The organism is Mesorhizobium sp. C277A (genome assembly GCF_040324395.1).
Taxonomy (GTDB): domain Bacteria; phylum Pseudomonadota; class Alphaproteobacteria; order Rhizobiales; family Rhizobiaceae; genus Mesorhizobium.
This window is the reverse complement of record NZ_JAMYVW010000002.1, coordinates 5794910-5817319: the sequence shown is the minus strand read 5'-3', so window position 1 is coordinate 5817319 and position 22410 is coordinate 5794910. Positions and strand designations below refer to the sequence as shown.

General features: G+C 62.4%; 19 protein-coding genes, 1 tRNA gene and 1 other RNA gene. 13 read left to right on the top strand and 8 right to left on the bottom strand.

The window, feature by feature from the left end; all coding sequences use genetic code 11:
• Positions 1 to 156: 156 nt before the first annotated feature.
• The 3 genes from NKK52_RS28595 to ffs all read right to left on the bottom strand — a co-directional run bounded on the left by NKK52_RS28595 (position 157) and on the right by ffs (position 2624).
• Positions 157 to 480, bottom strand: a complete 324-nt coding sequence (locus NKK52_RS28595; RefSeq protein ID WP_023682030.1) for a YbaB/EbfC family nucleoid-associated protein — start codon at positions 478 to 480, stop codon at positions 157 to 159.
• A gap of 31 nt (positions 481 to 511) precedes the next feature.
• On the bottom strand, positions 512 to 2323 hold the full coding sequence (locus NKK52_RS28590) for a DNA polymerase III subunit gamma/tau (protein ID WP_023682031.1): 1812 nt from the start codon (positions 2321 to 2323) through the stop codon (positions 512 to 514).
• A 204-nt stretch (positions 2324 to 2527) separates the two neighbouring features.
• Positions 2528 to 2624: signal recognition particle sRNA small type (gene ffs, locus NKK52_RS28585), an RNA gene on the bottom strand.
• Between the two features lie 157 nt (positions 2625 to 2781).
• Here ffs and NKK52_RS28580 point away from each other — a divergent pair.
• The 3 genes from NKK52_RS28580 to NKK52_RS28570 all read left to right on the top strand — a co-directional run bounded on the left by NKK52_RS28580 (position 2782) and on the right by NKK52_RS28570 (position 4559).
• A complete protein-coding gene (locus NKK52_RS28580) occupies positions 2782 to 3201 on the top strand; it encodes an HIT domain-containing protein (RefSeq protein ID WP_023682032.1) in 420 nt (139 codons plus the stop codon).
• A gap of 35 nt (positions 3202 to 3236) precedes the next feature.
• Positions 3237 to 4178 (top strand): NAD(+) diphosphatase, encoded by a 942-nt coding sequence (nudC, locus tag NKK52_RS28575; protein WP_023682033.1) that lies wholly within the window; start codon positions 3237 to 3239, stop codon positions 4176 to 4178.
• Between the two features lie 75 nt (positions 4179 to 4253).
• On the top strand, positions 4254 to 4559 hold the full coding sequence (locus tag NKK52_RS28570) for a Dabb family protein (RefSeq protein ID WP_023669515.1): 306 nt from the start codon (positions 4254 to 4256) through the stop codon (positions 4557 to 4559).
• Between the two features lie 6 nt (positions 4560 to 4565).
• On the opposite strand, the gene NKK52_RS28565 is transcribed toward NKK52_RS28570, so the two are convergent.
• Complete coding sequence (locus NKK52_RS28565) at positions 4566 to 5429, bottom strand: prephenate dehydratase (protein WP_023682034.1); 864 nt, start codon at positions 5427 to 5429, stop codon at positions 4566 to 4568.
• Positions 5430 to 5452: 23 nt separating this feature from the next.
• Positions 5453 to 6178, bottom strand: coding sequence for a 3-deoxy-manno-octulosonate cytidylyltransferase (locus tag NKK52_RS28560; RefSeq protein WP_023669513.1), 726 nt, complete (start codon positions 6176 to 6178; stop codon positions 5453 to 5455).
• A gap of 193 nt (positions 6179 to 6371) precedes the next feature.
• Here NKK52_RS28560 and NKK52_RS28555 point away from each other — a divergent pair, with 193 nt between their 5' ends.
• The 7 genes from NKK52_RS28555 to NKK52_RS28525 all read left to right on the top strand — a co-directional run bounded on the left by NKK52_RS28555 (position 6372) and on the right by NKK52_RS28525 (position 15931).
• Positions 6372 to 7037 (top strand): c-type cytochrome, encoded by a 666-nt coding sequence (locus NKK52_RS28555; protein ID WP_023669512.1) that lies wholly within the window; start codon positions 6372 to 6374, stop codon positions 7035 to 7037.
• A gap of 151 nt (positions 7038 to 7188) precedes the next feature.
• Positions 7189 to 9066: an extracellular solute-binding protein gene (locus NKK52_RS28550; protein WP_023682035.1), complete on the top strand. Its 1878-nt coding sequence runs from the start codon at positions 7189 to 7191 to the stop codon at positions 9064 to 9066.
• A complete protein-coding gene (locus NKK52_RS28545) occupies positions 9066 to 10934 on the top strand; it encodes an extracellular solute-binding protein (RefSeq protein ID WP_023682036.1) in 1869 nt (622 codons plus the stop codon). The genes NKK52_RS28550 and NKK52_RS28545 overlap by 1 nt, the downstream gene beginning before the upstream one ends.
• A gap of 174 nt (positions 10935 to 11108) precedes the next feature.
• The gene (locus tag NKK52_RS28540) at positions 11109 to 12206 is read left to right on the top strand and encodes a microcin C ABC transporter permease YejB (RefSeq protein ID WP_023669509.1); all 1098 of its coding nucleotides are present in this window, start codon (positions 11109 to 11111) and stop codon (positions 12204 to 12206) included.
• Positions 12206 to 13345 carry an ABC transporter permease gene (locus tag NKK52_RS28535; RefSeq protein ID WP_023682037.1) on the top strand — a complete coding sequence of 380 codons (1140 nt, stop codon included), beginning with the start codon at positions 12206 to 12208 and terminating at the stop codon, positions 13343 to 13345. Before NKK52_RS28540 ends, NKK52_RS28535 begins: the two co-directional genes overlap by 1 nt.
• Positions 13342 to 14970, top strand: a complete 1629-nt coding sequence (locus NKK52_RS28530; protein ID WP_023682038.1) for an ABC transporter ATP-binding protein — start codon at positions 13342 to 13344, stop codon at positions 14968 to 14970. Before NKK52_RS28535 ends, NKK52_RS28530 begins: the two co-directional genes overlap by 4 nt.
• A 19-nt stretch (positions 14971 to 14989) precedes the next feature.
• Entirely contained in the window at positions 14990 to 15931 is a 942-nt protein-coding gene (locus tag NKK52_RS28525; RefSeq protein WP_023682039.1) for a 2-hydroxyacid dehydrogenase, read from the top strand.
• 12 nt (positions 15932 to 15943) lie between these two features.
• Here the strand turns inward: NKK52_RS28525 and NKK52_RS28520 are convergent, their stop codons facing one another.
• Positions 15944 to 16303, bottom strand: a complete 360-nt coding sequence (locus NKK52_RS28520; protein WP_023682040.1) for a hypothetical protein — start codon at positions 16301 to 16303, stop codon at positions 15944 to 15946.
• 104 nt (positions 16304 to 16407) lie between these two features.
• Positions 16408 to 17340 carry a methyltransferase domain-containing protein gene (locus tag NKK52_RS28515; protein ID WP_023682041.1) on the bottom strand — a complete coding sequence of 311 codons (933 nt, stop codon included), beginning with the start codon at positions 17338 to 17340 and terminating at the stop codon, positions 16408 to 16410.
• Between the two features lie 105 nt (positions 17341 to 17445).
• On the opposite strand from NKK52_RS28515, the gene NKK52_RS28510 reads away from it, so the two are divergent.
• Positions 17446 to 18456: a ligase-associated DNA damage response exonuclease gene (locus NKK52_RS28510; protein ID WP_023682042.1), complete on the top strand. Its 1011-nt coding sequence runs from the start codon at positions 17446 to 17448 to the stop codon at positions 18454 to 18456.
• A gap of 223 nt (positions 18457 to 18679) precedes the next feature.
• Positions 18680 to 20278, top strand: coding sequence for a cisplatin damage response ATP-dependent DNA ligase (locus NKK52_RS28505; RefSeq protein WP_023682043.1), 1599 nt, complete (start codon positions 18680 to 18682; stop codon positions 20276 to 20278).
• Positions 20279 to 20285: 7 nt separating this feature from the next.
• On the opposite strand, the gene NKK52_RS28500 is transcribed toward NKK52_RS28505, so the two are convergent.
• Complete coding sequence (locus NKK52_RS28500; protein ID WP_023682044.1) at positions 20286 to 21527, bottom strand: hypothetical protein; 1242 nt, start codon at positions 21525 to 21527, stop codon at positions 20286 to 20288.
• A gap of 352 nt (positions 21528 to 21879) precedes the next feature.
• On the opposite strand from NKK52_RS28500, the gene NKK52_RS28495 reads away from it, so the two are divergent.
• Positions 21880 to 21955, top strand: a tRNA-Thr gene (locus NKK52_RS28495).
• Positions 21956 to 22410: the final 455 nt, after the last annotated feature.

Genomic DNA, 22410 nt, shown 5'->3' with positions numbered 1-22410 from the left:
AAGGCAAAAAGATGGCTAAAGGATTAGCTTTCGTGCAGCATAGGTAAAACTTTATAAATGCCCGGATATGTCCGCGTGAGCAAAGCCGGAGAAAGTCTTAACAACAGCCTCCGCAGCCGATTTCCCTTCATAATCAATTAACTGGTTGGAGCCGGCTCAGAACGGCAATTTCATTCCGGGCGGGATCGGCAAGCCTGCCGTCAGCGCCTTGGTCTTCTCCTGCATAATCTGCTCGACCTTATTTTTGGCGTCATTGTGAGCGGCCAGCAGCAGGTCTTCGAGAATCTCGACCTCGTCCTCCTTGAACAGCGACGGATCGATCTTCAGCGACTTCATTTCGAACTTGCCGGTCAGCGTGACATTGACCAGCCCGCCGCCCGCCTGCCCGCTTGCTTCAATCGTCGCGATCTCGTCCTGCATGGCCTGGAACTTGGCCTGCATTTCCTTCGCCTTGCCCATCAGGCTGAGAAGATCTTTCATGGTCGGGTCCTTTGCGGATTCGTGGCTATGGTCAGGTTTCGTCGTCGTCGGACGGCGGCTCGACCGGCGCTTCGGCCTTGTCGGTGTCGACTTCCGGCGCGTCGGGAATGCGCACGTCGATGATCTTGGCGCCGGGAAAGCGCGCGAGGATGGCGGCCACCGCCGGATCGCTTTTCGCGTCGGAGAAAGCGGTCTCGCGCCTGGTCGATTCCATCTCGGCTAACGTCTGGCCGCCCTCTTCCTTCGACAATGACACCAGCCAGTTGCGGCCGGTCCAGGCCCGCAGCTTCGTCGTCAAGTCGTTGAGCAGCATCTTGGGCGCATCGGCGGTCAGGCCGACGTCGATACGGCCAGGCTCGATGCGCACCAGGCGAATACAGCTCTTGACCAGCACCTTGAAGGCGATGTCACGCTGCGCGTCGGCAAGAGCGACAATATCGGCCAGCGATTTCAGCGGCGGCGATTGCGGCTCGACGACCGGCTGCGGAGGCGCGACAAAGGCGACCGGGGGCGCGTCGACCAATCGCATGGTTTGCGCACCGGCTGGCCCGGACGGCATCCGGGTCTGCGCTACCGCGCTGGCGCCGCCGCCATTGCCGGCATTTACCGGCGCACCATTCGGGCGTGAAACACCACCGGACGCCGGAGCGCCGCTCTCTAGAGATTTCAGCGCCTCGTCCAGCGTCGGCAGGTCGGCGGCATGCGCCAGCCGGATCAGCACCATCTCGCCGGCGCTGACCGGTCGGTTGGATGACTGCACCTCGGGAATGCCTTTCAAGAGCATCTGCCAGGTTCGCGACAGAACCTTGACCGACAGCGTGCTGGCGAAGTCGGCGCCGCGGCGGCGCTCATCCTCGGACAGGGAAGCGTCGTCGGCAGCCGTCGGCACGAAGCGCAGCCGGGTGACGAGGTGGTTGAATTCGGCCAGATCGGTCAGCACGGCAGTCGGATCGGCGCCGGTGTCGTACTGGTTGCGGAATTCGGCAAGGGCGGCCGCCACATCGCCCTTCATGACATGTTCGAACAGGTCGATGATGCGGGCGCGGTCGGCGAGACCCAGCATGGCGCGCACCGCTTCGGCGCTGACGGCGCCGCCGCCATGGGCGATCGCCTGGTCGAGGATGGAGAGCGAATCGCGGGCCGAGCCTTCGGCGGCGCGCGCGATCATCGCCAGCGCGTCGTCGTCGACCGATATGCCTTCCTTGCCGGCAATCGAGGAGAGGTGCGCGACCAGTGCGCCGGCATCGATGCGTCTCAGGTCGAAACGCTGGCAGCGCGACAGCACGGTGATCGGCACTTTGCGGATTTCGGTGGTGGCAAAGATGAATTTGACGTGCGGCGGCGGCTCTTCCAGCGTCTTCAACAGGCCGTTGAAGGCCTGGGTGGAGAGCATGTGCACTTCGTCGATGATGTAGACTTTGTAGCGCGCCGACACCGGGGCATAGCGCACGCGCTCGATAATGTCCCTGATGTCGTCGATGCCGGTATGCGACGCGGCGTCCATCTCGATGACGTCGACATGGCGGCCTTCCATGATCGCCTGGCAGTGCTCGCCCAGGAGGGCGAGGTCGACCGAGGGATGGTCGACCGTCGGCGTCTTGTAGTTGAGCGCCCGCGCCAGGATGCGCGCCGTCGTGGTCTTACCGACGCCGCGCACGCCGGTCAGCATCCAGGCCTGGGCGATGCGGCCTGTGGAGAAAGCGTTGGTCAAAGTGCGGACCATCGGCTCCTGGCCGATCAGTTCCGAGAAATTCGACGGACGATATTTGCGCGCCAGCACGCGATAGGCGACGGCCTTTTGCTTCTCCAGGTTTTCGGGGTCCGAATTTCCGGCTTCGCTCATTCGCCCGTAAAGCTCCAAAAGGCCGCGTCTCAGCGTAGCCGATTCCTGCTAGATCGTTTCACCGTTTTCTGAAACGGCAAACCGCTCTACCCTTTGCTTTAACGCAATTCCGGACGGGAAACCGCTCACACTTTCCCTGGAATTGCTCCAATAGTCTCGCCCGCGCTGCAATGCGTCGTCAATGTCGCGAGAGGGGCCGATGAGGTGGGAGGCTGGAACAATGACCCGTTCCGGGCTCGTTAGGGCTGCTTCCTTCCGGACCTGACCCGGTTGGCGAGTGGATCGTCCACCACCAACCTCCCGCGTTCCATATCGGCAATTCAGCGATCAAATGCAAGGGTGCATTGAGAATCGGATGCCCTTGAACTCCGCCGCTCAATGAATCGCTTGCAGCCCCCGTGCAGCCGCTCTAGCGTCATGAGTTTGGGAATAATGCGAGAAGCGCAAGGGAAACGCCAATGCTACCGGGCCTCAAGGCCGGATTCACGCTCGACTCCAGGCTGGAGGCGGATAGCGAGCAGCTGATGTGGCTCGGCCTGTGCGAGCTCAGGGTGATGAACGATAGCCGCTGGCCATGGCTGGTCCTGGTGCCGCAGCGGCCGGGGGCCGAAGAAATCCACGACATGACGCCGCTCGACCAGGCGATGTTGACCTTCGAAACCAACATGGTGGCGCAGGCGCTGAAAAGAACCACGGGCTGCACCAAGATCAACACCGGCGCGCTCGGCAACATCGTTCGGCAATTGCATGTCCACGTCATCGCCCGCTCGGAAGGCGATCCGGGCTGGCCGGGGCCGGTGTGGGGGCACGGCATGCGCGAGCCCTATGAGCGTTCAGGCATCCGCCAATTTGCGCAGCAGATCAAGGCGGCGCTATAAGCCGCCTGTGTCCATCCCTAGACGTTCGAGCTTCCATGACCTTTCGCCTTTTTGACGCGCCCTTGCGCGAACCGAGCCAGTTCGTCGGCTTCGCCGGAAACACGATTGATCGGCAATCCGAGAACCGCGCCGACGATTCCGTCGAAAGGGCGTTGGCCGATCCCTCGGCACGTCTTCTGCCGATGCATGGCGGACGGCTGTATCTGAAATTGCACGATGGCAGCTTCGACCCTTGGTTCGATCTGGCTGAGAGCCAGAAGCTGCAGCCATCACTCGCACAAGGCGTGCTGCTTGGCTTTGCCGAGAGCGGCCCGGTCCTTGCCGTGCCGGTCGGCCTCGATCCCGAACAGCTACCGGAGACCATGAAGGCGATCGATTATCGCTCGGTCTATATGCAGGGGCTGATCGACGAGGCGGCAGCGGGCGCGCTGGCGCAAGGCGCCGCCCTGCTTGCCTGGCATGCCACCCATCGCTTCTGCAGCAAATGCGGCCATGAATCGCATATGCGGGCCGGCGGCTACAAGCGCCATTGCCCAAATTGCGGCACCGAGCACTTTCCACGCACCGATCCGGTGGCGATTATGCTGACGGCGACGCGGGAAAAATGCCTGCTCGGCCGCGGCCGGCATTTCGGGCCCGGCATGTACTCGGCGCTTGCCGGCTTCATCGAGCCGGGCGAGACGATCGAGGCGGCGGTGCGCCGCGAAACGCTGGAGGAAGCCGGCATCCGGCTCGGCCGCGTCGTCTACCATGCCAGCCAACCCTGGCCGTTCCCCTATTCGCTGATGATCGGCTGTTTCGGCGAACCGCTCAATGACGACATCCAGGCCGATCTCAACGAGTTGGAAGATTGCCGCTGGTTTTTTCGCGACGAGGTGCGTTCCATGCTGGAGAGGACGCACAAGGACAATCTGGTCACGCCGCCGAAAGGCGCGATCGCGCATCATCTGATCCGCGCCTGGGTCGACAGCGAATAAGACTTGTTATTTTACGCAATTCCGGACGGAAAACCGCTTCACACTTTTCCTGGAATTGCTTAACGGGAGCAAAAAATGATCCGTCACACCGTGGTTTTCACCCTGAAGCACCCGCAGTACTCGCTGGAGGAAAAGCGGTTCCTCTCCGATGCCAAGCGCATTCTCAGCGCAATCAAGGGCGTCACCCATTTCGAGCCGCTGCGGCAAGTCAGCCCGAAAAACGACTATCACTTCGGCTTCTCGATGGAGTTCGTCGATCAGGCCGCCTACACCAGATATAACGAGCATCCCGACCACGTTGCCTTCGTGCGCGACCGCTGGATCCCGGAAGTCGAAACCTTCATGGAAATCGACTATGTGCCGCTGACCCTGCTGGTTTAGGGAACCTTAGTCCGCGACCTTCCACTGCTCGCGCGACTCGCTGGCGGGATAGACACCCAAAATGCGCACTTCGCGCGAGAAGAAGCGCAGTTCGTCCAGCGCCAGCTTGACCAGTGGATCGTCGGGATGGCCCTCGATATCGGCGTAGAACAGCGTCGCGGTGAAGGCGCCCAACTGATAGCTCTCCAGCTTCGTCATGTTGACGCCGTTGGTGGCGAAACCGCCCATTGCCTTGTAGAGCGCAGCCGGCACGTTGCGGACACGGAACATGAAGGTCGTCATCATCTTGGTGTCGGCCGAGGGCCGTTCGGCCAATCGCTTGTCCTTGGTCAGCACGACAAAGCGGGTGACATTCGAATCCGTGTCCTCGACGTTCTTCTCGATGATGTCGAGGCCGTAGAGTTCTGCGGCTAGCGCCGGGGCGAGCGAGGCCATGGTGCGGTCCTTGAGCTCCGAGACCAGCTTCGCAGAGCCCGCCGTGTCGCCGGCGATCACCGGCTTCCAACCGTTCTTGCGGATGTATTTGCGGCACTGTCCCAGCGCATGGATATGGCTGTGCACGGTCTTGATCTCTTCGCGTTTGACGCCTGGCAGCACCATCAGCTGGAAGTGGATCGGCAGAAAATACTCGCCGACGATGTGGAGTTTCGATTCCGGCAAGAGATGATGAATGTCGGCGACGCGGCCGGCGATGGTGTTTTCGATCGGGATCATGGCGAGGTCGGCCTTGTTGGTCTCGACCGCGTTGAAGGCATCCTCGAAGGTGGGGCACGGCAACGGCTCCATCGAAGGGAACATGTTGCGGCTGGCGGTGTCGGAATTGGCGCCCGGTTCGCCTTGGAAGGCTATTCTGTTGGTCTTGTCAGGCATGCCGATATCTCAGGTTGAAGGTCTCAGGAAAGAATTTGTCGGGCGCGTTCGAGGTCTTCCGGCGTGTCGACGCCCAGCGGCAGCGATTGCACGATCTCGGCATCGATGCGCATACCGGCCTCCACCGCCCGCAACTGCTCCAGCCGCTCGCGCCGTTCGAGCGGCGAAGGTTTTAGCGCGACGAAGCGTTCGAGGGCTGAGCGCCGATAGGCGTAGAGGCCGACATGGTGATAGAGCGGCCCCTCGCCCCAGGGCGCGGTGGCGCGGGTGAAATAGAGCGCCTTCAGCCGCGTCGCCGACAACGGCGAACCGACGATCTTGACGACGTTGGGGTTGGCCTTTTCCTCGTCGCGGACGATCTCGACGCCGAGCGTGGCGATGTCGACCGCAGCGTCCTCGAACGGTTTCAGCGCCGCACCGATGATCTTGGGATCGATGGTCGGCAGGTCGCCCTGCACATTGACGATGGTTTCGACCTTGCGATCGGGGTCGAGGGCGGTCAGCGCCTCGAAGATACGGTCGGAACCGGATTCGTGGTCGGTGCGCGTCATCACCGCCTCGAAACCGTGCGCGCGCACCGCTTCGGCCACGTTGCGCGTGTCGGTTGCCACCACTACCCGGCCAAGCCCAGCCTCAGCGGCGCGGCGGGCGACATGGACGATCATCGGCGCGCCGGCTATGTCGGCCAGCGGCTTGCCCGGCAGGCGCGTCGAGGCCATGCGGGCCGGGATCAGGATGAGCGTGGACATCGAGGTTGCAAGGCGTTCGAAAGAGGATGGGGAAAGTGGCAAAAGGTCTCACTGGAAGCGCCCTTATAGGTGTTGCAACGCCCAAGCAAAAGACCTAGTTTCCGCCCGATTTGACCGGCTCGACGGGGTGGGTCACGATACCGACGGACGGAGTGGACGGAGAGGTCCGCCGGAAAAGGGAGCCCTGGGGCGTATGGATTCCAACGAAGTCAACAAACTGCTCGCCGGGTTGCTTGGAACCTGTTTCGTCGTCTTCTCGGTCGGTTTGGTGTCCGACGCCCTGTTTGCCTCGCCGGCGCCGGAAAAACCCGGCTTTGCCATCGAGGCGACGGAGCCTGCCGAAGGCGGCGCCGCCGGACCCGCAGCAGAGGCGAAGCCGATCGCCGACCTTTTGGCCACCGCCAATGTCGAGCAAGGTGCGGCCGTCTTTAAGAAATGCCAGGCCTGCCATTCCGGCGAAAAAGGCGGCCCCAACAAGGTCGGCCCGGATCTCTGGGACATCGTCGACCGCCCCGTCGCCGAGCATGAGGGCTTTGCCTATTCGGCCGGCATGAAGGAGTTTTCCAAGGGCGGCGCCGAGAAGTGGACCTATGACAATCTCAACCACTTCATCACCTCGCCGAAGAAATTCGTGAAGGGCACGGCGATGGGCTTTGCCGGCCTGCCGAAGGACGAGGACCGCGCCAACGTCATTGCCTATCTGCGCACGCTGTCGGATAGCCCGAAGCCGCTGCCGACGCCAGGTGCCGCCGCCGATGCAACGGCGCCGGCCAAGCCGGCCGAGGGTGCCGCTCCGGCCAAGCCGGCTGAAGGTGCAGCTCCAGCCCCTGCGACGCCGGCACCGGCGCCCGCCAAATAACCGAATTGTCATCTCCATGACCTCAAAAAAGCCGGGTTCAGCCCGGCTTTTTGTTAGGAAAATCGCATATGCGGCGACAAAGCCGCCGCATGGCGGTTTTCACCGGCGTCAAATCATTTAGGATTGCCGGGCATCGCGACGAGGAGAACGCATGACGGTTGGCCGAACGCTTCTGAGGTCCTTTCTGGTTGTGGGCGCCCTCGCAGGCGGCCTGCAGGCATCCTTCCCCCAGGAATGGCACACCACCTCTTCGCTGATCGGCCCCTCCAAATATGGCGAGAACTTCCAGCGCTACGATTATGTGAATCCGGATGCACCGAAGGGCGGTACCTACAATTCGGTCGTTTCCGGCACGTTCGACAGCTTCAATCCCTACGTCGTGCAGGGCTCGCCGGCGGCCGGCCTGCAGCCATTTGGCGGCGGCCTGCTCTACGACACGCTCATGGATCAAGCGACTGACGAAGGCAGCGTCAGCCACCCGCTCATCGCCGATGCCTACAAGTACCCTACCGACTATTCCTCGGCCACCTACCGGCTCGACCCACGGGCGAAATGGCATGACGGACAGCCGATCACCACTGACGACGTGATCTGGTCGTTCCAGGTGCTGAAGGCCAACAGCCCGATGTACAGCCGCTATTTCGAAAACGTCACCGACGCCGTCGCTGTCTCGGACCGTGAGGTCGAGTTCCACTTCGACCAGAAGGGCAATCGCGAACTGCCCAAGATCCTCGGCGACCTTGTCGTGCTGCCCAAGCATTGGTGGGAAGGCACCGACGACAATGGCAAGAAGCGCGACATCACCAAGGGGACGCTGGAGCCGCCGCTGGGCTCGGCTGCATACAAGATCGCCAGCTTCAAGGCGGGGTCGGAAATCGTCTGGCAGCGCGTCCCCGACTATTGGGGCGCCAAGCTGGCTGTGAAGATCGGCCGGGAGAATTTCGACACGCAGCACTTCACCTACATTCTTGACGACAACGCCTCCTGGGAGGCGTTCAAGAAAGGTGGCCTCGACGATATCAAGCCGGAAAACAGCTCGAAGCGCTGGGCGACATTTTATGATTTCGCGGCGATCAAGGCCGGCGATGTGATCAAGCAGGAGTTCAAGACCACCTCGCCCGAGCCGATGCAGGCTTTCATGCTCAACCAGAGACATAGGTTGTTTGCCGATCGTCTGGTCAGGGCCGCGCTCACCTACCCGTTCGATTTCGAATCGATGAACCGCACGCTGTTCTTCGGTTTCAACACTCGCACCCACAGCTATTTCCAGGGCACGGACCTAGCCTCCAGCGGCTTGCCGCAAGGCAAGGAATTGGAGATCCTGGAGAAGTACCGCGACAAGCTGCCGCCGGAAGTATTCACCCAGGAATTCAAGTTGCCGGTCTACGATTCGCCGCAGGCGGAGCGCAAATATCTGAAGCAGGCGGTCGACCTGTTCGCCCAGGCCGGCTGGGTGATCAAGGGCGGCAAGATGGTCAACGCCAAGACCGGCGAGCCATTCAAGTTTGAAATCCTAGGCTCGAATGAAACCGACCAGGTCATTTCCAGCCCCTGGATCGCCAATCTGCGCAAGATCGGCGTCGATGCAACACTGCGCATCGTCGACCCGAGCCAGTACACCAACCGCGTCAGAAACTTCGATTACGACGTCATCACAGGACAGCTCCAACAGTCGGAATCGCCCGGCAACGAGCAGCGCGATTTCTGGAGCTCCAAGGCCGCCGACACACCGGCATCGCGCAATTATTCCGGCATCAAGAACCCGGTCGTTGACGCCCTTGTCGACCGCATCATTTTTGCCACGGATCGCGATGACCTCGTCGCCACCACCCATGCGCTCGATCGCGTGCTGCTGTGGAATTACTATGTGGTGCCGCAATACTATCGCGCCGTTGTGTGGCTGGCTTACTGGAACAAGTTCGGCATCCCGGAAAAGCAGCCCGGCTACCGTGGCGCCGATATCGATTCCTGGTGGATCGATGCGGACAAGGAAAAGGCCCTGGCCGCCAAGTACAAGGGCAGCAATTGATGGCGGGGCTCCCTCGCCGCGATTTCCTGGCCCTCAGTGGCGCCGCGGCCGTTGCTGCGCTGCTGCCGGGCAAGGCTTTCGCCGCCAGCCCAACCGGCGTGAAACTGCATGGACTGTCGGCTTTCGGCGACCTCAAATACAAGCCGGACTTCACTCATTTCGACTATGTCAATGTCGATGCGCCGCAAGGTGGCGTCTTCAACTTCCTGCCGCGCAACTGGCTTGCCAACCAGACGCCGCTGACCTTCAACACGCTGAATTCGTTCGTTCCCAAAGGCGATTCGCCCCAGCGCACGGAGATGTGCTTCGATTCACTGATGGTGAGAGCGTACGACGAACCTGACGCCGTTTACGGGCTGATCGCTGACAGCGTGACGATTTCCGACGACCGCAACGACTTCACCTTCTCGCTGCGCCCGCAGGCCCGCTTCCATGACAGCACGCCATTGACGGCAGAGGATGCCGCCTTCACCTTCAAGCTGCTCAAGGACAAGGGGCACCCGTACTATTCCCTGCCGCTAACGCATCTGGATGACGCGATTGCCGTGGATGCCCACACGCTGCAGCTTAGGTTTTCCGGCAAGCAGACAAGCCGCACCATCCTCAACGTCGTCGAGTTCCCGGTCCTGTCGAAGGCGTTCTACACGGCCAACCCGTTCGATTCCTCGCAGATGAACCCGCCGTTGGGGTCAGCCGCCTACAAGGTCGGTCGCTGGTCGGCAGGGGCCTGGATCGAATATGAGCGTGTGGCTGATTATTGGGGCAACGACCTGCCGGTCAATCGCGGCCAGAACAATTTTCAGCGGATCCGCGTTGAGTTCTATCAGGACCGTAGCGTTGCCTTCGAAGCGTTCAAGAAGGGAGAAATCCTCTACAGGGAGGAATTCACCTCGCGCGTCTGGGCGACCGGCTACGACTTCCCAGCGTTCACTGCCGGCAAGGTGGTGAAGCACGAATTCCCGGCCGAAACGGTGCCTTCGATGCAGGGCACCGCCGTCAACCAGCGGCGCGAGCAGTTTCGCGACTCGCGCGTGCGGCAGGCGATCGGGCTCTGCTTCGACTTCGAATGGACGCGGCGCAATTTCTTCTACGGTTCCTATGAGCGCTCGCAATCCTGCTTCGAGAAATCCGAATTTCGCGCCGAGGGCAGACCGTCGCCACAAGAATTGGCTCTTCTTGAGCCGCTGCGTGAGCAGATTCCCGCCGAGGCTTTTGGCGAAGCCGTGATCCAGGACGCGTCGAACGGCTCCGGCCGCGACCGGCAGTTGCTTGGCAAGGCGGCCAAGCTTCTGGCCGAGGCCGGCTGGAAACGGTCCGGCAATTTCGTCGTGAACGACAAGGGTGGTCGGTTGTCCGCAGAGTTTCTTGTCGACGACGAAGTCTTCGAACAGGTCTACTCGCCCTGGGTCGAAAACATGAAGGCGGTCGGCATCGATGCCTCGATCCGGCTGGTGGATGCCGCGCAATATCAGCTGCGGCAGAATTCGTTCGACTACGACCTCGTCTCGGTCGCGGCCTCGTTTCCGGCGACGCCAACCCGTGACGACCTCGAAACCATTTTCCATTCGCGAGCAGCTACCGTATCGGGCTCTCGCAATCTGCCGGGAACGTCGAGCCCGGCCATCGACGCCCTGGTTGACGCCGCAGGTGCCGCCGAGGGTCGCGAAAGCCTGACAATTGCCATGCGCGCGCTCGACCGGGTCTTGCGTGCACGGAGGGATTGGATTCCAAGTTGGTTCCTGGCGAATCATCGAAGCGCCTATTGGGACATGTTCGGTTTTCCCGAGCGGAAACCCGATTTCGACTTCCCGGTCGAAGCGCTGTGGTGGGTCGACAAGGGCAAGGCGGCAAAAATTGGCAAAGGGTAGGCTGTTGCGCGGCACTTTACCCTCCCCCTCGTGGGGAGGGTCGGTGAGCACTTCGTGCGCAGCGCGAATGGCGAACCGGGGTGGGGGTGTGACGGCGTACGCCGGATCGAGACTACCCCCACCCCGCTCCGCTTCGCGGATCGACCCTCCCCACAAGGGGGAGGGTGAAAGCTGATGGGCGCCTACATACTGCGCCGTATCCTGCTGATGATACCGACCCTGTTCGGCATCATGGCGGTTGCTTTCGTCGTCACTCAATTCGCACCGGGTGGACCGGTCGAGCAGGTCATCGCCAGCCTGACCAACCAGGGCGGCAGCGACCGCCTCGGCAGCGGCGGCGGCGATGCAGGAGGCGGCGGCAATTTCGATGTGGCCGGTGACGTCGGCTCGAAGTATCGCGGCGCGCAAGGGCTCGATCCGGAATTCATCAAGAAGCTGGAAAAGCAATTCGGCTTCGACAAACCACCGCTCGAACGCTTCGGCATGATGCTGTGGAACTATGCCCGCTTCGATTTCGGCGACAGCTATTTCCGTGACATCTCGGTTCTTGACCTGATCCTGGAGAAGATGCCGGTGTCGATCTCGCTTGGGCTGTGGATCACGCTGTTGTCCTATCTGATCTCGATCCCCCTTGGCATCCGCAAAGCGGTCAAGGACGGCTCCGCCTTCGACGTCTGGACCAGCGGCGTGATCATCGTCGGCTATGCCATACCGGCCTTCCTGTTCGGCATATTGCTGATGGTGCTGTTCGCGGGCGGCTCCTTCTGGGACTGGTTCCCACTGCGCGGCATCGTCTCCGACAATTGGGACCAATTGTCGTGGCCCGACAAGATCGTCGATTATTTCTGGCACATGACCTTGCCGCTGACGGCGCTGGTGCTGTCGGCCTTCGCGACGACGACGCTGCTGACCAAGAACTCCTTCCTGGAAGAGATACGCAAACAGTATGTGGTGACGGCCCGTGCCAAGGGCCTGTCGGAGCGGCGGGTGCTTTACGGACATGTGTTCCGCAACGCAATGCTGATCGTCATTGCCGGCTTTCCAGCGGCCTTCATCTCGGCCTTCTTCACCGGCTCGCTTTTGATCGAGAACATCTTTTCCCTCGACGGTCTCGGGCTGCTCGGTTTCAGGTCCGTGTTGGCGCGCGACTATCCGGTCGTGTTCGCCAACCTCTATATATTTTCGCTGCTTGGTTTGTTCGTGACGCTGTTGTCCGACCTGATCTACACATGGGTCGATCCGCGCATCGATTTCGAGCGGAGAGACGTCTGATGACGCAGGCTGCAGCCGAGATCACACCGACAAGGATCGCCCGCCCCTGGCTGTCGCCGCTCAACAAGCGGCGCTGGCAGAACTTCAAGGCCAACCGGCGCGGCTACTGGTCGTTGTGGATATTCCTCGCTCTGTTCGTGCTGTCGCTGTTTGCCGAACTGATCGCCAACGACAGGCCGATCGTCGCCTACTACAAAGGCGAGATCCTGTTCCCGGTGGCGGTCGCCTACCCCGAGGAAAAATTCGGCGGCTTCTACGCCGTCACCGACTATCGCGACCCGGTCATCCGCGACGAGATCAACGCCAATGGCTGGATGATCTGGCCGCCAATCCGCTATTCCTACCGCACCGTCAACAATGCGATCCCCGACGCCGCTCCCGCAAAACCGTCATGGGAATACGACGCGCAGAGGCGATGCAGCCAATATCCGCAAGGCGCTGCCGATCCTGACTGCATTGTCGGCAACTGGAACTGGCTGGGTACCGATGACCAGGCGCGCGACGTGCTGGCGCGCATCATCTACGGGTTTAGGATTTCCGTGCTGTTCGGGTTGATCCTGACTGCGGGTTCGTCGGTTATCGGCGTCGCCGCCGGCGCGCTGCAAGGGTATTTCGGCGGCTGGACCGACCTTCTCTTTCAACGCTTCATAGAAATCTGGTCGGCGATACCGCTGCTGTATCTGCTGCTGATCGTCGCCGCCATCCTGCCGCCGGGCTTCTTCATCCTGCTCGGGCTGATGCTGCTGTTCTCCTGGACGTCGCTTGTCAGCGTGGTGCGCGCCGAATTCCTGCGCGCACGCAACTTCGAATATGTCAACGCGGCCCGCGCGCTTGGTGTGTCCAACCGCACCATCATGCTGCGCCATCTTCTGCCTAATGCCATGGTGGCGACGCTGACCTTCATGCCTTTCCTGGTCAGCGCCTCGATCTCGACACTGACCTCGCTCGACTATCTCGGCTTCGGCCTGCCGCCCGGCACCGCGTCGCTCGGTGAACTGCTAAAACAGGCGCAGAGTAACCTCAATGCCCCCTGGCTCGGTATATCGGGCTTCATCGTCATCTCGCTGATGCTGTCGCTGCTGGTGTTCATCGGCGAGGCGACGCGCGATGCGTTCGATCCGCGCAAGGCGTTCCGATGAGCGAGCCCCTGCTCTCGGTCCGCGATCTCAGCGTTGCCTTCACGCAAGGCGGCAACCAGTCGATAGCCGTCGACCACATCTCCTTCGATCTCGCCAAGGGCGAGACGGTGGCGCTTGTGGGCGAATCCGGTTCCGGCAAATCGGTCTCGGCGCTGTCGGTTCTGAAGCTGCTGCCCTACCCGACGGCCAGCCATCCCTCGGGCAAGATCCTGTTCCAGGGCGCCGACCTTTTGGCGATGAACGAAAAGCAGTTGCGCAGCGTGCGCGGCAACAAGATCACCATGATCTTCCAGGAGCCGATGACCTCGCTCAATCCTCTGCACACGATCGAGCAGCAGATCGTCGAGATCCTGGCGCTGCATCAGGGCATGGGCGACCGCCAGGCCAAGGCGCGCACGCTGGCGCTGCTCAACGAGGTCGGCATTCGCGAACCGGAAAAGCGGCTCGACGCCTATCCGCACCAATTGTCCGGCGGCCAGCGGCAGCGCGTCATGATCGCCATGGCGCTGGCCAACGAACCGGAACTGCTGATCGCCGACGAACCGACGACGGCGCTCGACGTCACCGTGCAGGCGCAGATCCTCGAATTGCTGGCGGGGCTGAAGAGCCGCAAGGGCATGTCAATGCTGTTCATCACCCATGATCTCGGCATTGTCAGAAAGATCGCCGACCGCGTCTGCGTGATGACCAAAGGCAAGATCGTCGAGACCGGGCCGACCAGGGACATCTTCGCCAACCCGCAACACGCCTATACCAAGCACCTGTTGGCCGCCGAGCCGAAAGGCAAGCCGCCGGCCGCCAACGACGCCGCCAAGCCTGTGATGACCGGCAAGGACATCAAGGTTTGGTTCCCGATCAAGAAGGGTTTCTTTCGCACCACCGTCGACAATGTGAAGGCAGTTGACGGAATCGACGTCACCGTACGCGCCGGCCAGACGCTCGGCGTCGTCGGCGAATCCGGCTCCGGCAAGACGACGCTCGGCCTGGCGCTGGCGCGGATGATCTCATCGACCGGCACCATCCAGTTCAATGGCAGCGACATCAACCAGCTTTCCTTCAACGCCATGCGGCCGCTGCGCCGCGAGTTGCAGATCGTTTTCCAGGACCCGTTCGGGTCGCTCAGCCCGCGCATGTCGGTCTCGGAGATCATCGAGGAAGGCTTGAAGATCCACGAGCCGAAGCTGTCGCCCGACCAACGCGACGACAAGGTCGTCGCCGTGCTGAAGGAGGTCGGGCTCGATCCGGCGACCAGGAACCGCTATCCGCATGAATTCTCCGGCGGTCAGCGCCAGCGCGTCGCCATTGCGCGCGCCATGGTGCTCAATCCACGCTTCGTCATGCTGGACGAACCGACCTCGGCGCTCGACATGAGCGTGCAGGCGCAAGTGGTCGACCTCTTACGCAATCTGCAGGCCAGGCACGACCTTGCCTATCTGTTCATCAGCCACGATCTGAAAGTCATTCGCGCCCTTGCCAATGACGTCATCGTCATGCGCAATGGCAAGATCGTCGAAGCCGGCCCTTCCGAACAGATTTTCGAGCGGCCGCAGACCGACTATACGAAGGCGCTGATCTCGGCCGCGTTCAAGATCGAGACGGCGCCGGTCGGTATCGTCAGCGAATAACAGGGAATACAATCCGCAAATGGAAAAAGGCAAAATCCTGCTTGCCGTCACCGGCTTTCATCCGCAGCGCTGGCGCGAGCTGCTGTCGGCCGAGCGCGAAGTGGTGCTGGAGCCGGACGGCGCTTCGGATCCGTCGATCACCTATGCGGTGGTGTGGAAGCAGAAGCCGAACCTCTTGAAATCGCTGCCCAATCTACGCGCAATCTTCTCGATCGGCGCCGGCGTCGACCATATCTTCGCCGATCCCGGCCTGCCCGATGTGCCGATCGTCAAAGTGGTAGCCGACAACCTCACCCAATACATGACCGAATATGTCGTCTGGCGGGTGCTCGACCATCATCGCCAGGGCATGCTCTATCGTGCCCAGCAGCCGAAGAAGACCTGGCACGAACCGCCGCAGCGGCCGGCCGGCGACATCTCGGTCGGCATTATGGGGCTCGGCAATCTCGGCCGCGCCGCGGCGTCGGTGCTGTTGTCGCTCGGCTTTGCCGTCAATGGCTGGTCGCGCAGCGACAAGGCCATGAAAGGCGTTGCGACCTATGCCGGAGAGGCCGGGCTGATCCCCTTCCTCAACGCCACCGACATACTGGTGGTGCTGCTGCCGCTGACGCCGGATACGCACGGCATCATCAATTACGGCGTGCTGAAGGAATTGCGCAAGCGCAACGGCCTCGGCGGCTCGGTGCTGATCAATGCCGGGCGCGGCCGGCTGCAGAAGGACGCCGACATATTGCGCGCGCTGGGCGACGGCACGCTGAAGGAGGCGAGCCTCGACGTGTTCGAGGTCGAGCCGCTGCCGAAGACCAGTCCGCTATGGAGTCACCCGAAAGTGTTCGTGACGCCGCACGCGGCGGCGACCTCCGACCCTGTCCACCTGGCGCCGAGCATGTTGCGGCAGATGGATGCCTTCGAGCGCGGCGAAAAGCTTGATAACGTGGTCGACCGCAAGGCGGGGTACTGAGGAAGTCCAGGTTCAGCTCGGCAGACTGAACTTCTTCTGCTTGTTGGGCGTGCCGCAGTCGCGGCGGACGATCGAGCGGTTCATGGCGTCGATCTTGCCACTTGCCAGATCAGTATCGCGCTTGCTTTTGGAGCGCATATCCGGCGTGAACGGGCCGAAGCCCATCGCCGGATTGGAGAAGCTCGGCTTGGCGTCCGTCGACAGATGGTATTGCTGCGCCAGTTCGTTGCGCTGCGCCAGCAACTGGTCGCAAGCCACGTTGTCATATTGCAGCGACGATTGCACGTCCTGGTCCTGCCGCTCCGACATCGAACTGCCCATGCAGCCGGTCATTGCCAGGCAAGACACCAAGACCATCATGTTCCAGCGCATGTGTTCCTCCTCAATGCCTGCCGAGGGCTTTTCTCGGCTTGTATCCTACCTGATGCCGCGCCAGCCGCAAAAATCCTATTCACGTTTTCGAACAAGACGAGACATCAACCCTTGGACGAGGGCACCGCCAGCGCGGCAAGCCCGCCGACCGGCTGGCGGCGATCCCAGCGGATGACGGTCGGCTGCATCGACAGCACCGACAGGCCGTTTGCGGCAAGCACCCGCTCGACATAGGCTTGAGAATGGGCGTAGCGACGAGACGGCTGCAGCGCAAAACCGGCGTCGCCGCCCGCCCCGCCCTTGGCTGGCGTTTCGACGGAAAAGGCAAACAGGCCATTGGTGGCCAGAATGCCGGCGACGGTCTTCACCACGCGATCGAGCGCGCCGACATAGATGAACACGTCGGCCGCCGCCACCAGATCGGCTTTCGGCCCGGCATAGGCGAAATGCTGCAGATCGGCCTTGGCGAGCAGGTCGTAGACGCCCTTGGCGCGGGCCTTTTTCAGCATGGCGGCGGAGATGTCGTAGCCCTCCAGCCGTTCGGCGACCGGCCGCAGTTTCTCGCCCATCAGACCGGTGCCGCAACCGAGATCGAGCGCCAGCGAAAAGCGGCCCGGTCTTGCCGCGCGAATGGCGCGATCGAGAAACTCCGGCAGCCGGTAGCCGAGCTTGTCGACCAGCGAGTCCTCGAAAGTCTCGGCATAGTGGTCGAACAGCGTCTCGACGAAGGCGCTGGGTGGCGCTGCGGCAGCCGGCGCCTTGCCGATCAGCTGCAGCTTCAGCGCAGCACCCAGGCGATCCGCCGGGTCCAGTTTCAGCACCGTCGCCCAGGCCTGCGTCGCCAGGTCGAGCAGCCCCGTTGCCTCCTGCATCTCGCCCAGGCGGAACCAGCCCGCCGCCCATTGCGGCGCCAGTTCCAGCGCGCCGAGCAGCAGCTCCGTCGCTGCCGCGTGCTCGCCCGACCCGAAAAGCATCTCGGCATAGTCGGCGCGACGGTCGGCGGTCAGGTCGCCGGACGAGATTTTCAGCGGTTGCATGGCGATGGCCCCGCCGGCTGATGCGGCCGGTGGCTGGCTGTAGGCCGAGTCAGCAGTCTCTTGCAACAGGCTTCCCGCGCTGGAATTAGCCACTATCTTGACTGGATGCGCGCCAGCGACCTGCTCCATCCCCGGCCTGAAGGCCTTTATTGCCCATGCGGCGATTTCTTCATCGACCCGGTGCGGCCAGTCAACCGGGCGTTGATCACGCATGGCCATTCCGACCATGCCCGATCCGGCCATCGTTCGGTGCTGGCGACGCAGCAGACGCTCGACATTATGGGGTTGCGTTATGGCGAGGATTTTGCCGGGACAACGCAAGCGGCCGTGCTTGGCGAAGCTATGGCGCTGAACGATGTCAGCGTCACCTTCCATCCGGCCGGCCATGTGCTGGGCTCGGCGCAGATCGCGGTCGAGCACAAGGGCAGGCGCATCGTCGCCTCCGGCGACTACAAGCGCCAGAAGGACGCGACCTGCGCACCGTTCGAACCGGTCCGATGCGATGTGTTCATCACCGAGGCGACCTTCGGCCTGCCGGTGTTTCACCATCCGCCCGACACGGAGGAGATCGCCCGGCTGCTCAAATCGGCGGCGCAGTTTCCCGAGCGATCGCATCTGGTCGGCGCCTATGCGCTGGGCAAGGCACAGCGGGTGATGCGGCTGCTGCGCGATGCCGGTTATGACAGACCGATCTATATCCACGGCGCGCTGGCCAAGCTCAGCGACTATTACCAGAGCCAGGGCATCGACCTCGGCACGCTGGAGCCGGCAACCGTCGACAGCGGCGGCAAGCAGGATTTCACCGGGGCCATCGTTGTCGGCCCGCCATCGGCCTTCGCCGACCGCTGGGCGCGCCGCTTTCCCGACCCGATCTCGTGCTTCGCCTCGGGCTGGATGCGCATCCGCCAGCGCGCCAAGCAAGGCGGCGTCGAACTGCCGCTGATCATTTCCGACCACGCCGACTGGGACGAACTGACCGCCACCGTCAAGGAGACGGGCGCCGGCGAAATCTGGGTGACGCATGGCCGCGAGGAAGCGCTGGTGCGCTGGTGCGAGCTGGAAGGCATCGCCGCCAGGCCACTGCACCTGGTGGGATATGAGGACGAGGGCGATTGATGGTGATCACCAGCGCCGCGACCCGTTGCGCCCCCCTCTGTCCTGCCGGACATCTCCCCGTCAAGGGGGCATATTGGCAGCTCCAATGCCGGCTCATCTCCGCCAATATCGGAGATTGGCCAAGGCCGGCGCGACATCCGATCATCCTCCTTGAGGGGGAGATGGCCGGCAGGCCAGAGGGGGGTGCCTCGCGCCGGTTTTCACCATTGGCGTGGGGCGACGCATGAACCGTTTCGCCGAACTCCTCGACCGCCTGGTGCTGACGCCGTCGCGCAATGGCAAGCTGACGCTGCTCGTCGACTATTTCCGCAGCGTCGAGGACCCCGACCGCGGGCTGGCGCTGGCGGCGATCACCGGCGACCTCAACATTGCGGCGGTCAAGCCGGCGATGCTGCGCACGCTGGTCACCGGGCGCATGGATCCGGTGCTGTTCGGCTATTCCTACGACTATGTCGGCGACCTCGCTGAAACCGTGTCGCTGGTCTGGCCGCAAACGCCGGGACATATCCCCAACCGGGAGCCGACGCTTGGCGACGTCGTGACGAAGCTGCAGGCGGCGAGCCGCTCGGACGGACCCAAGGTGCTGGCCGGGCTGCTCGACAGCGCCGGCATTTCGGCGCGCTTTGCCATCATCAAGCTGGTCACCGGCGGCTTGCGCATCGGCGTTTCGGCGCGGCTGGCCAAACAGGCGCTGGCCGATTTCGGCAAGGTCGATGTCGCCGAGATCGAGGAGCTGTGGCACGGGCTGACGCCGCCCTATATCTCGCTGTTCGCGTGGCTGGAAGGCAAGGCCGAGAAGCCGAAGCGGACCGCATTTGCCCTGTTCAGTCCGGTGATGCTGTCGAACCCGGTCGGCGACGGCGACCTCGAAAAGCTCGATCCGGCCGACTATGCCGCGGAATGGAAATGGGACGGCATCCGCGTTCAGGCGGTGTGCGAGGGCGGCGTGCGCCGGCTCTATTCGCGCACCGGCGACGATGTGTCCGGCGCATTTCCCGATCTCGCCCAGGCAATGGATTTTTCCGCCGCGCTCGATGGTGAATTGCTGGTCGGCGAGCCGATGGCGACCGGCACCTTTTCGGACCTGCAACAGCGGCTCAATCGCAAGAGCGTGGCCCCGAAGATACAGCAGCAATACCCGGCGTTTATGCGCTGCTACGATGCGCTGCAGATCAACGGCGAAGATTTGCGCGCGCTACCTTTCCGCGAGCGGCGGGCCCGTCTTGAGGCCTTCATCACAACGCTGGACCCGCACCGTTTCGATCTGTCGCCATTCGTCGAATTCCCGGATTGGCAAACGCTGGAGGAACTGCGCCGCGCGCCGCCGCACCCGATCATCGAAGGCGTGATGCTGAAGCGCTGGGATTCGCCCTATCTCGCGGGACGGCCGAAAGGCCCGTGGTTCAAGTGGAAGCGCGATCCGCACACGGTCGATGCTGTGCTGATGTATGCGCAGCGCGGCCATGGCAAGCGGTCAAGCTTTTATTCCGACTATACGTTCGGCGTCTGGTCGGGGCCGGAAGGCGCAGAGGAACTGGTGCCGGTCGGCAAGGCCTATTTCGGCTTCACCGACGAGGAGCTGAAGCAGATCGACAAATTTGTCCGCGACAACACGGTCGAGCGTTTCGGCCCGGTGCGCTCGGTGCGCGCCGACCGCAGCCAAGGCCTGGTGCTGGAGGTGGCGTTCGAAGGTCTCAACCGTTCGACTCGCCACAAATCCGGCGTTGCGATGCGATTTCCCCGCATCTCACGGCTGCGCTGGGACAAGCCGACCGCCGAAGCCGACCGCATCGAGACGCTGCAGGCGCTGCTGGATCGCTAGGCAGCGCTCACGGTTCGATCGAGACGCGGATCTCGTAGATGTCGACCGCCTTGCCCTGCTTGTCGAAGTCGGAGTTGATGGCGATGCTGCCGGCGGCGCCCGGGGGCTTGTCGGGGAATTTCACGTCGAACAGATATTCGTTACGCTGCTGGCCGACCGCATAGCGCTTGCGGCCGCAATCGCCGAGATCGCCGAAATTGCAGTCGACGGAGATCTGCGTGTCCTTGCCGTCCTCGGCGCGGGCGACGATGTCGAACACGGCATGTTTGCCGGCAAGCTTCTCCAGCACGCCCTGCCCGACATCGAAGCTGATGGCCGAGCCGGAAGCACCGGAGCGGATGCGCAGGAAGGAGCCGGTGTCGTCCTGCACGACATCGGCCTTGGCGTCGGACGGGGTCGCCACATGCGTTGGATCGGTGGGTGTAAACACGTTGATCCAGTCGCGCGTCTGTTCGGCGACACCAGGCTGCTGCGGCGCGCCAGGCTGCTGCGGCTCAGTTGTACCGGCAGGCGGCGTGAAGTCGTCATCGTCGACGGTCGGCGGCGCTTCGGGCGGCGCCGTGTCGAGCTGCGCCGGCGTCTTGAACACCCCGGTCTGCACGGCGAAATAGAGGCCGATGCCGGCGGCGGCGAGCAACGTCACGCCAAAGAAGATCGCCGTCAGCGGCAGGCGGCGGCCCCTTATCCGCCTTTCATCGCGATCAGGCGCCACTTCCGCCGCGGCCTCGGCCGGCGCGGAATCGGCCATATCGATCGCCGGGGCGCCGGGCAGCGTGGCGTCAGGCATGATGTCGGGGACGACCGGCAGCACGCGCGAACGCGGCGCGTCGGATGCCTCGGGCTGAACCGGTTCATCAACGACGATCGCCGGCGACGGTCCGGCCGCGACACCTGTCGGGGCATCGACCGCGGGCGCTTCGGCGGCGCCCTGTACGGCGTCTTGCGGCTGCGCAACGCGTTGCGTCAGCGCGGTATCTTGTGTCTGCGCAGCGCTCTGCGTCGGCGCGGCGCTCTGCGTCGGCGCGGCGACATCGGGGACCGCGGGCAGGAATTCGGATTCGATCTCGGCGATCTTTTCCTGGACCGCCTTGCGGCGCTTGATGGCGGCTTCCACCGTCACGCCGGGATTGGCCTGGAGCACGCGGTCGAGCGCCGCGAAAGCCGACCGATAGACCCTCTCGCGAAATGCCCGGTCCTCGGCGTTGCCTTTCTCGAAGGCGTTGCGGATCGCTTTTTCGATCGCGTCCAAGCGAATTTCCCCTGTCCGTTCGCTTACATTGCCATGATCGTTAGCCGCAGGAGACCAATCAATCAACGGGCGAGCGCCCGCATTCTGCCTTACAGGCCTGTTCAAGGCCCATTTCGATGCGTTTTGGCAATAAAATCAGTCGGTTTTGCCGCCTTGCCGGGCAGTTTGTGCGCAGTCCACCGCGACGTCTCCGCGTAGCCGAAAAAGCAAATGAGGCGGTGGCTCATTGCGCGCCAATGGAAAATGCCGGGACGAATTGCCGGATGCCGGCTCGAAATCGCGGTTGCCCATCTTGAATTAGCGGCCGGTTGAGTCTATCACCCAGCCGATCCTGGAACCTCGCGCTTCCCGGGCCGCTTTAGCTCAGTTGGTAGAGCACATCATTCGTAATGATGGGGTCAGGTGTTCGAGTCACCTAAGCGGCACCAGTTCTCCATCCGACGCAAGCGTGACGGCAGGTGCAAGGCTAATGCACGTCACTCCCTACGCCAACACCGGCACTTCCTGTCTGCCTCGTCGACATGCGCCATATGGCCGCCGCCACAGGATTGCGTCGTCAGACGCTTGACCATCGACTATGCTGCATCGCGCAAGAATGACAGCCTAGAGAACCCGACAATACAAGCATAATTTATAAGATACAAAACCACTATCTTAGAATAATATTCGTCAATTTTGACCTATATCAGACGCTCCGGATTATAGCTGTGTAATTAAACCGTGCCTTTTCTGACATGGTACTACTGCTCATGCAGCATTGCGGACGTGAAAAACCCTCAGCGACGCAACGCACTCGCAAATCATACCCATTTTTAGCACTAACTCACACAAATATTACAGCTCGATAGATATTTTGTGTTGCACTGCACCATTGCCCGGTTGC

Coding starts and splice junctions, on each gene's coding strand:
- NKK52_RS28530 (WP_023682038.1), top strand. CDS start 13,342: ATGAGCGAGCCCCTGCTCTCGGTCCGCGATCTCAGCGTTGCCTTCACG.
- NKK52_RS28580 (WP_023682032.1), top strand. CDS start 2,782: ATGCTACCGGGCCTCAAGGCCGGATTCACGCTCGACTCCAGGCTGGAG.
- NKK52_RS28590 (WP_023682031.1), bottom strand. CDS start 2,323: ATGAGCGAAGCCGGAAATTCGGACCCCGAAAACCTGGAGAAGCAAAAG.
- NKK52_RS28535 (WP_023682037.1), top strand. CDS start 12,206: ATGACGCAGGCTGCAGCCGAGATCACACCGACAAGGATCGCCCGCCCC.
- NKK52_RS28555 (WP_023669512.1), top strand. CDS start 6,372: ATGGATTCCAACGAAGTCAACAAACTGCTCGCCGGGTTGCTTGGAACC.
- NKK52_RS28570 (WP_023669515.1), top strand. CDS start 4,254: ATGATCCGTCACACCGTGGTTTTCACCCTGAAGCACCCGCAGTACTCG.
- NKK52_RS28545 (WP_023682036.1), top strand. CDS start 9,066: ATGGCGGGGCTCCCTCGCCGCGATTTCCTGGCCCTCAGTGGCGCCGCG.
- NKK52_RS28540 (WP_023669509.1), top strand. CDS start 11,109: ATGGGCGCCTACATACTGCGCCGTATCCTGCTGATGATACCGACCCTG.
- NKK52_RS28520 (WP_023682040.1), bottom strand. CDS start 16,303: ATGCGCTGGAACATGATGGTCTTGGTGTCTTGCCTGGCAATGACCGGC.
- NKK52_RS28560 (WP_023669513.1), bottom strand. CDS start 6,178: ATGTCCACGCTCATCCTGATCCCGGCCCGCATGGCCTCGACGCGCCTG.
- NKK52_RS28550 (WP_023682035.1), top strand. CDS start 7,189: ATGACGGTTGGCCGAACGCTTCTGAGGTCCTTTCTGGTTGTGGGCGCC.
- NKK52_RS28565 (WP_023682034.1), bottom strand. CDS start 5,429: ATGCCTGACAAGACCAACAGAATAGCCTTCCAAGGCGAACCGGGCGCC.
- NKK52_RS28515 (WP_023682041.1), bottom strand. CDS start 17,340: ATGCAACCGCTGAAAATCTCGTCCGGCGACCTGACCGCCGACCGTCGC.
- NKK52_RS28505 (WP_023682043.1), top strand. CDS start 18,680: ATGAACCGTTTCGCCGAACTCCTCGACCGCCTGGTGCTGACGCCGTCG.
- NKK52_RS28595 (WP_023682030.1), bottom strand. CDS start 480: ATGAAAGATCTTCTCAGCCTGATGGGCAAGGCGAAGGAAATGCAGGCC.
- NKK52_RS28525 (WP_023682039.1), top strand. CDS start 14,990: ATGGAAAAAGGCAAAATCCTGCTTGCCGTCACCGGCTTTCATCCGCAG.
- nudC (WP_023682033.1), top strand. CDS start 3,237: ATGACCTTTCGCCTTTTTGACGCGCCCTTGCGCGAACCGAGCCAGTTC.
- NKK52_RS28510 (WP_023682042.1), top strand. CDS start 17,446: ATGCGCGCCAGCGACCTGCTCCATCCCCGGCCTGAAGGCCTTTATTGC.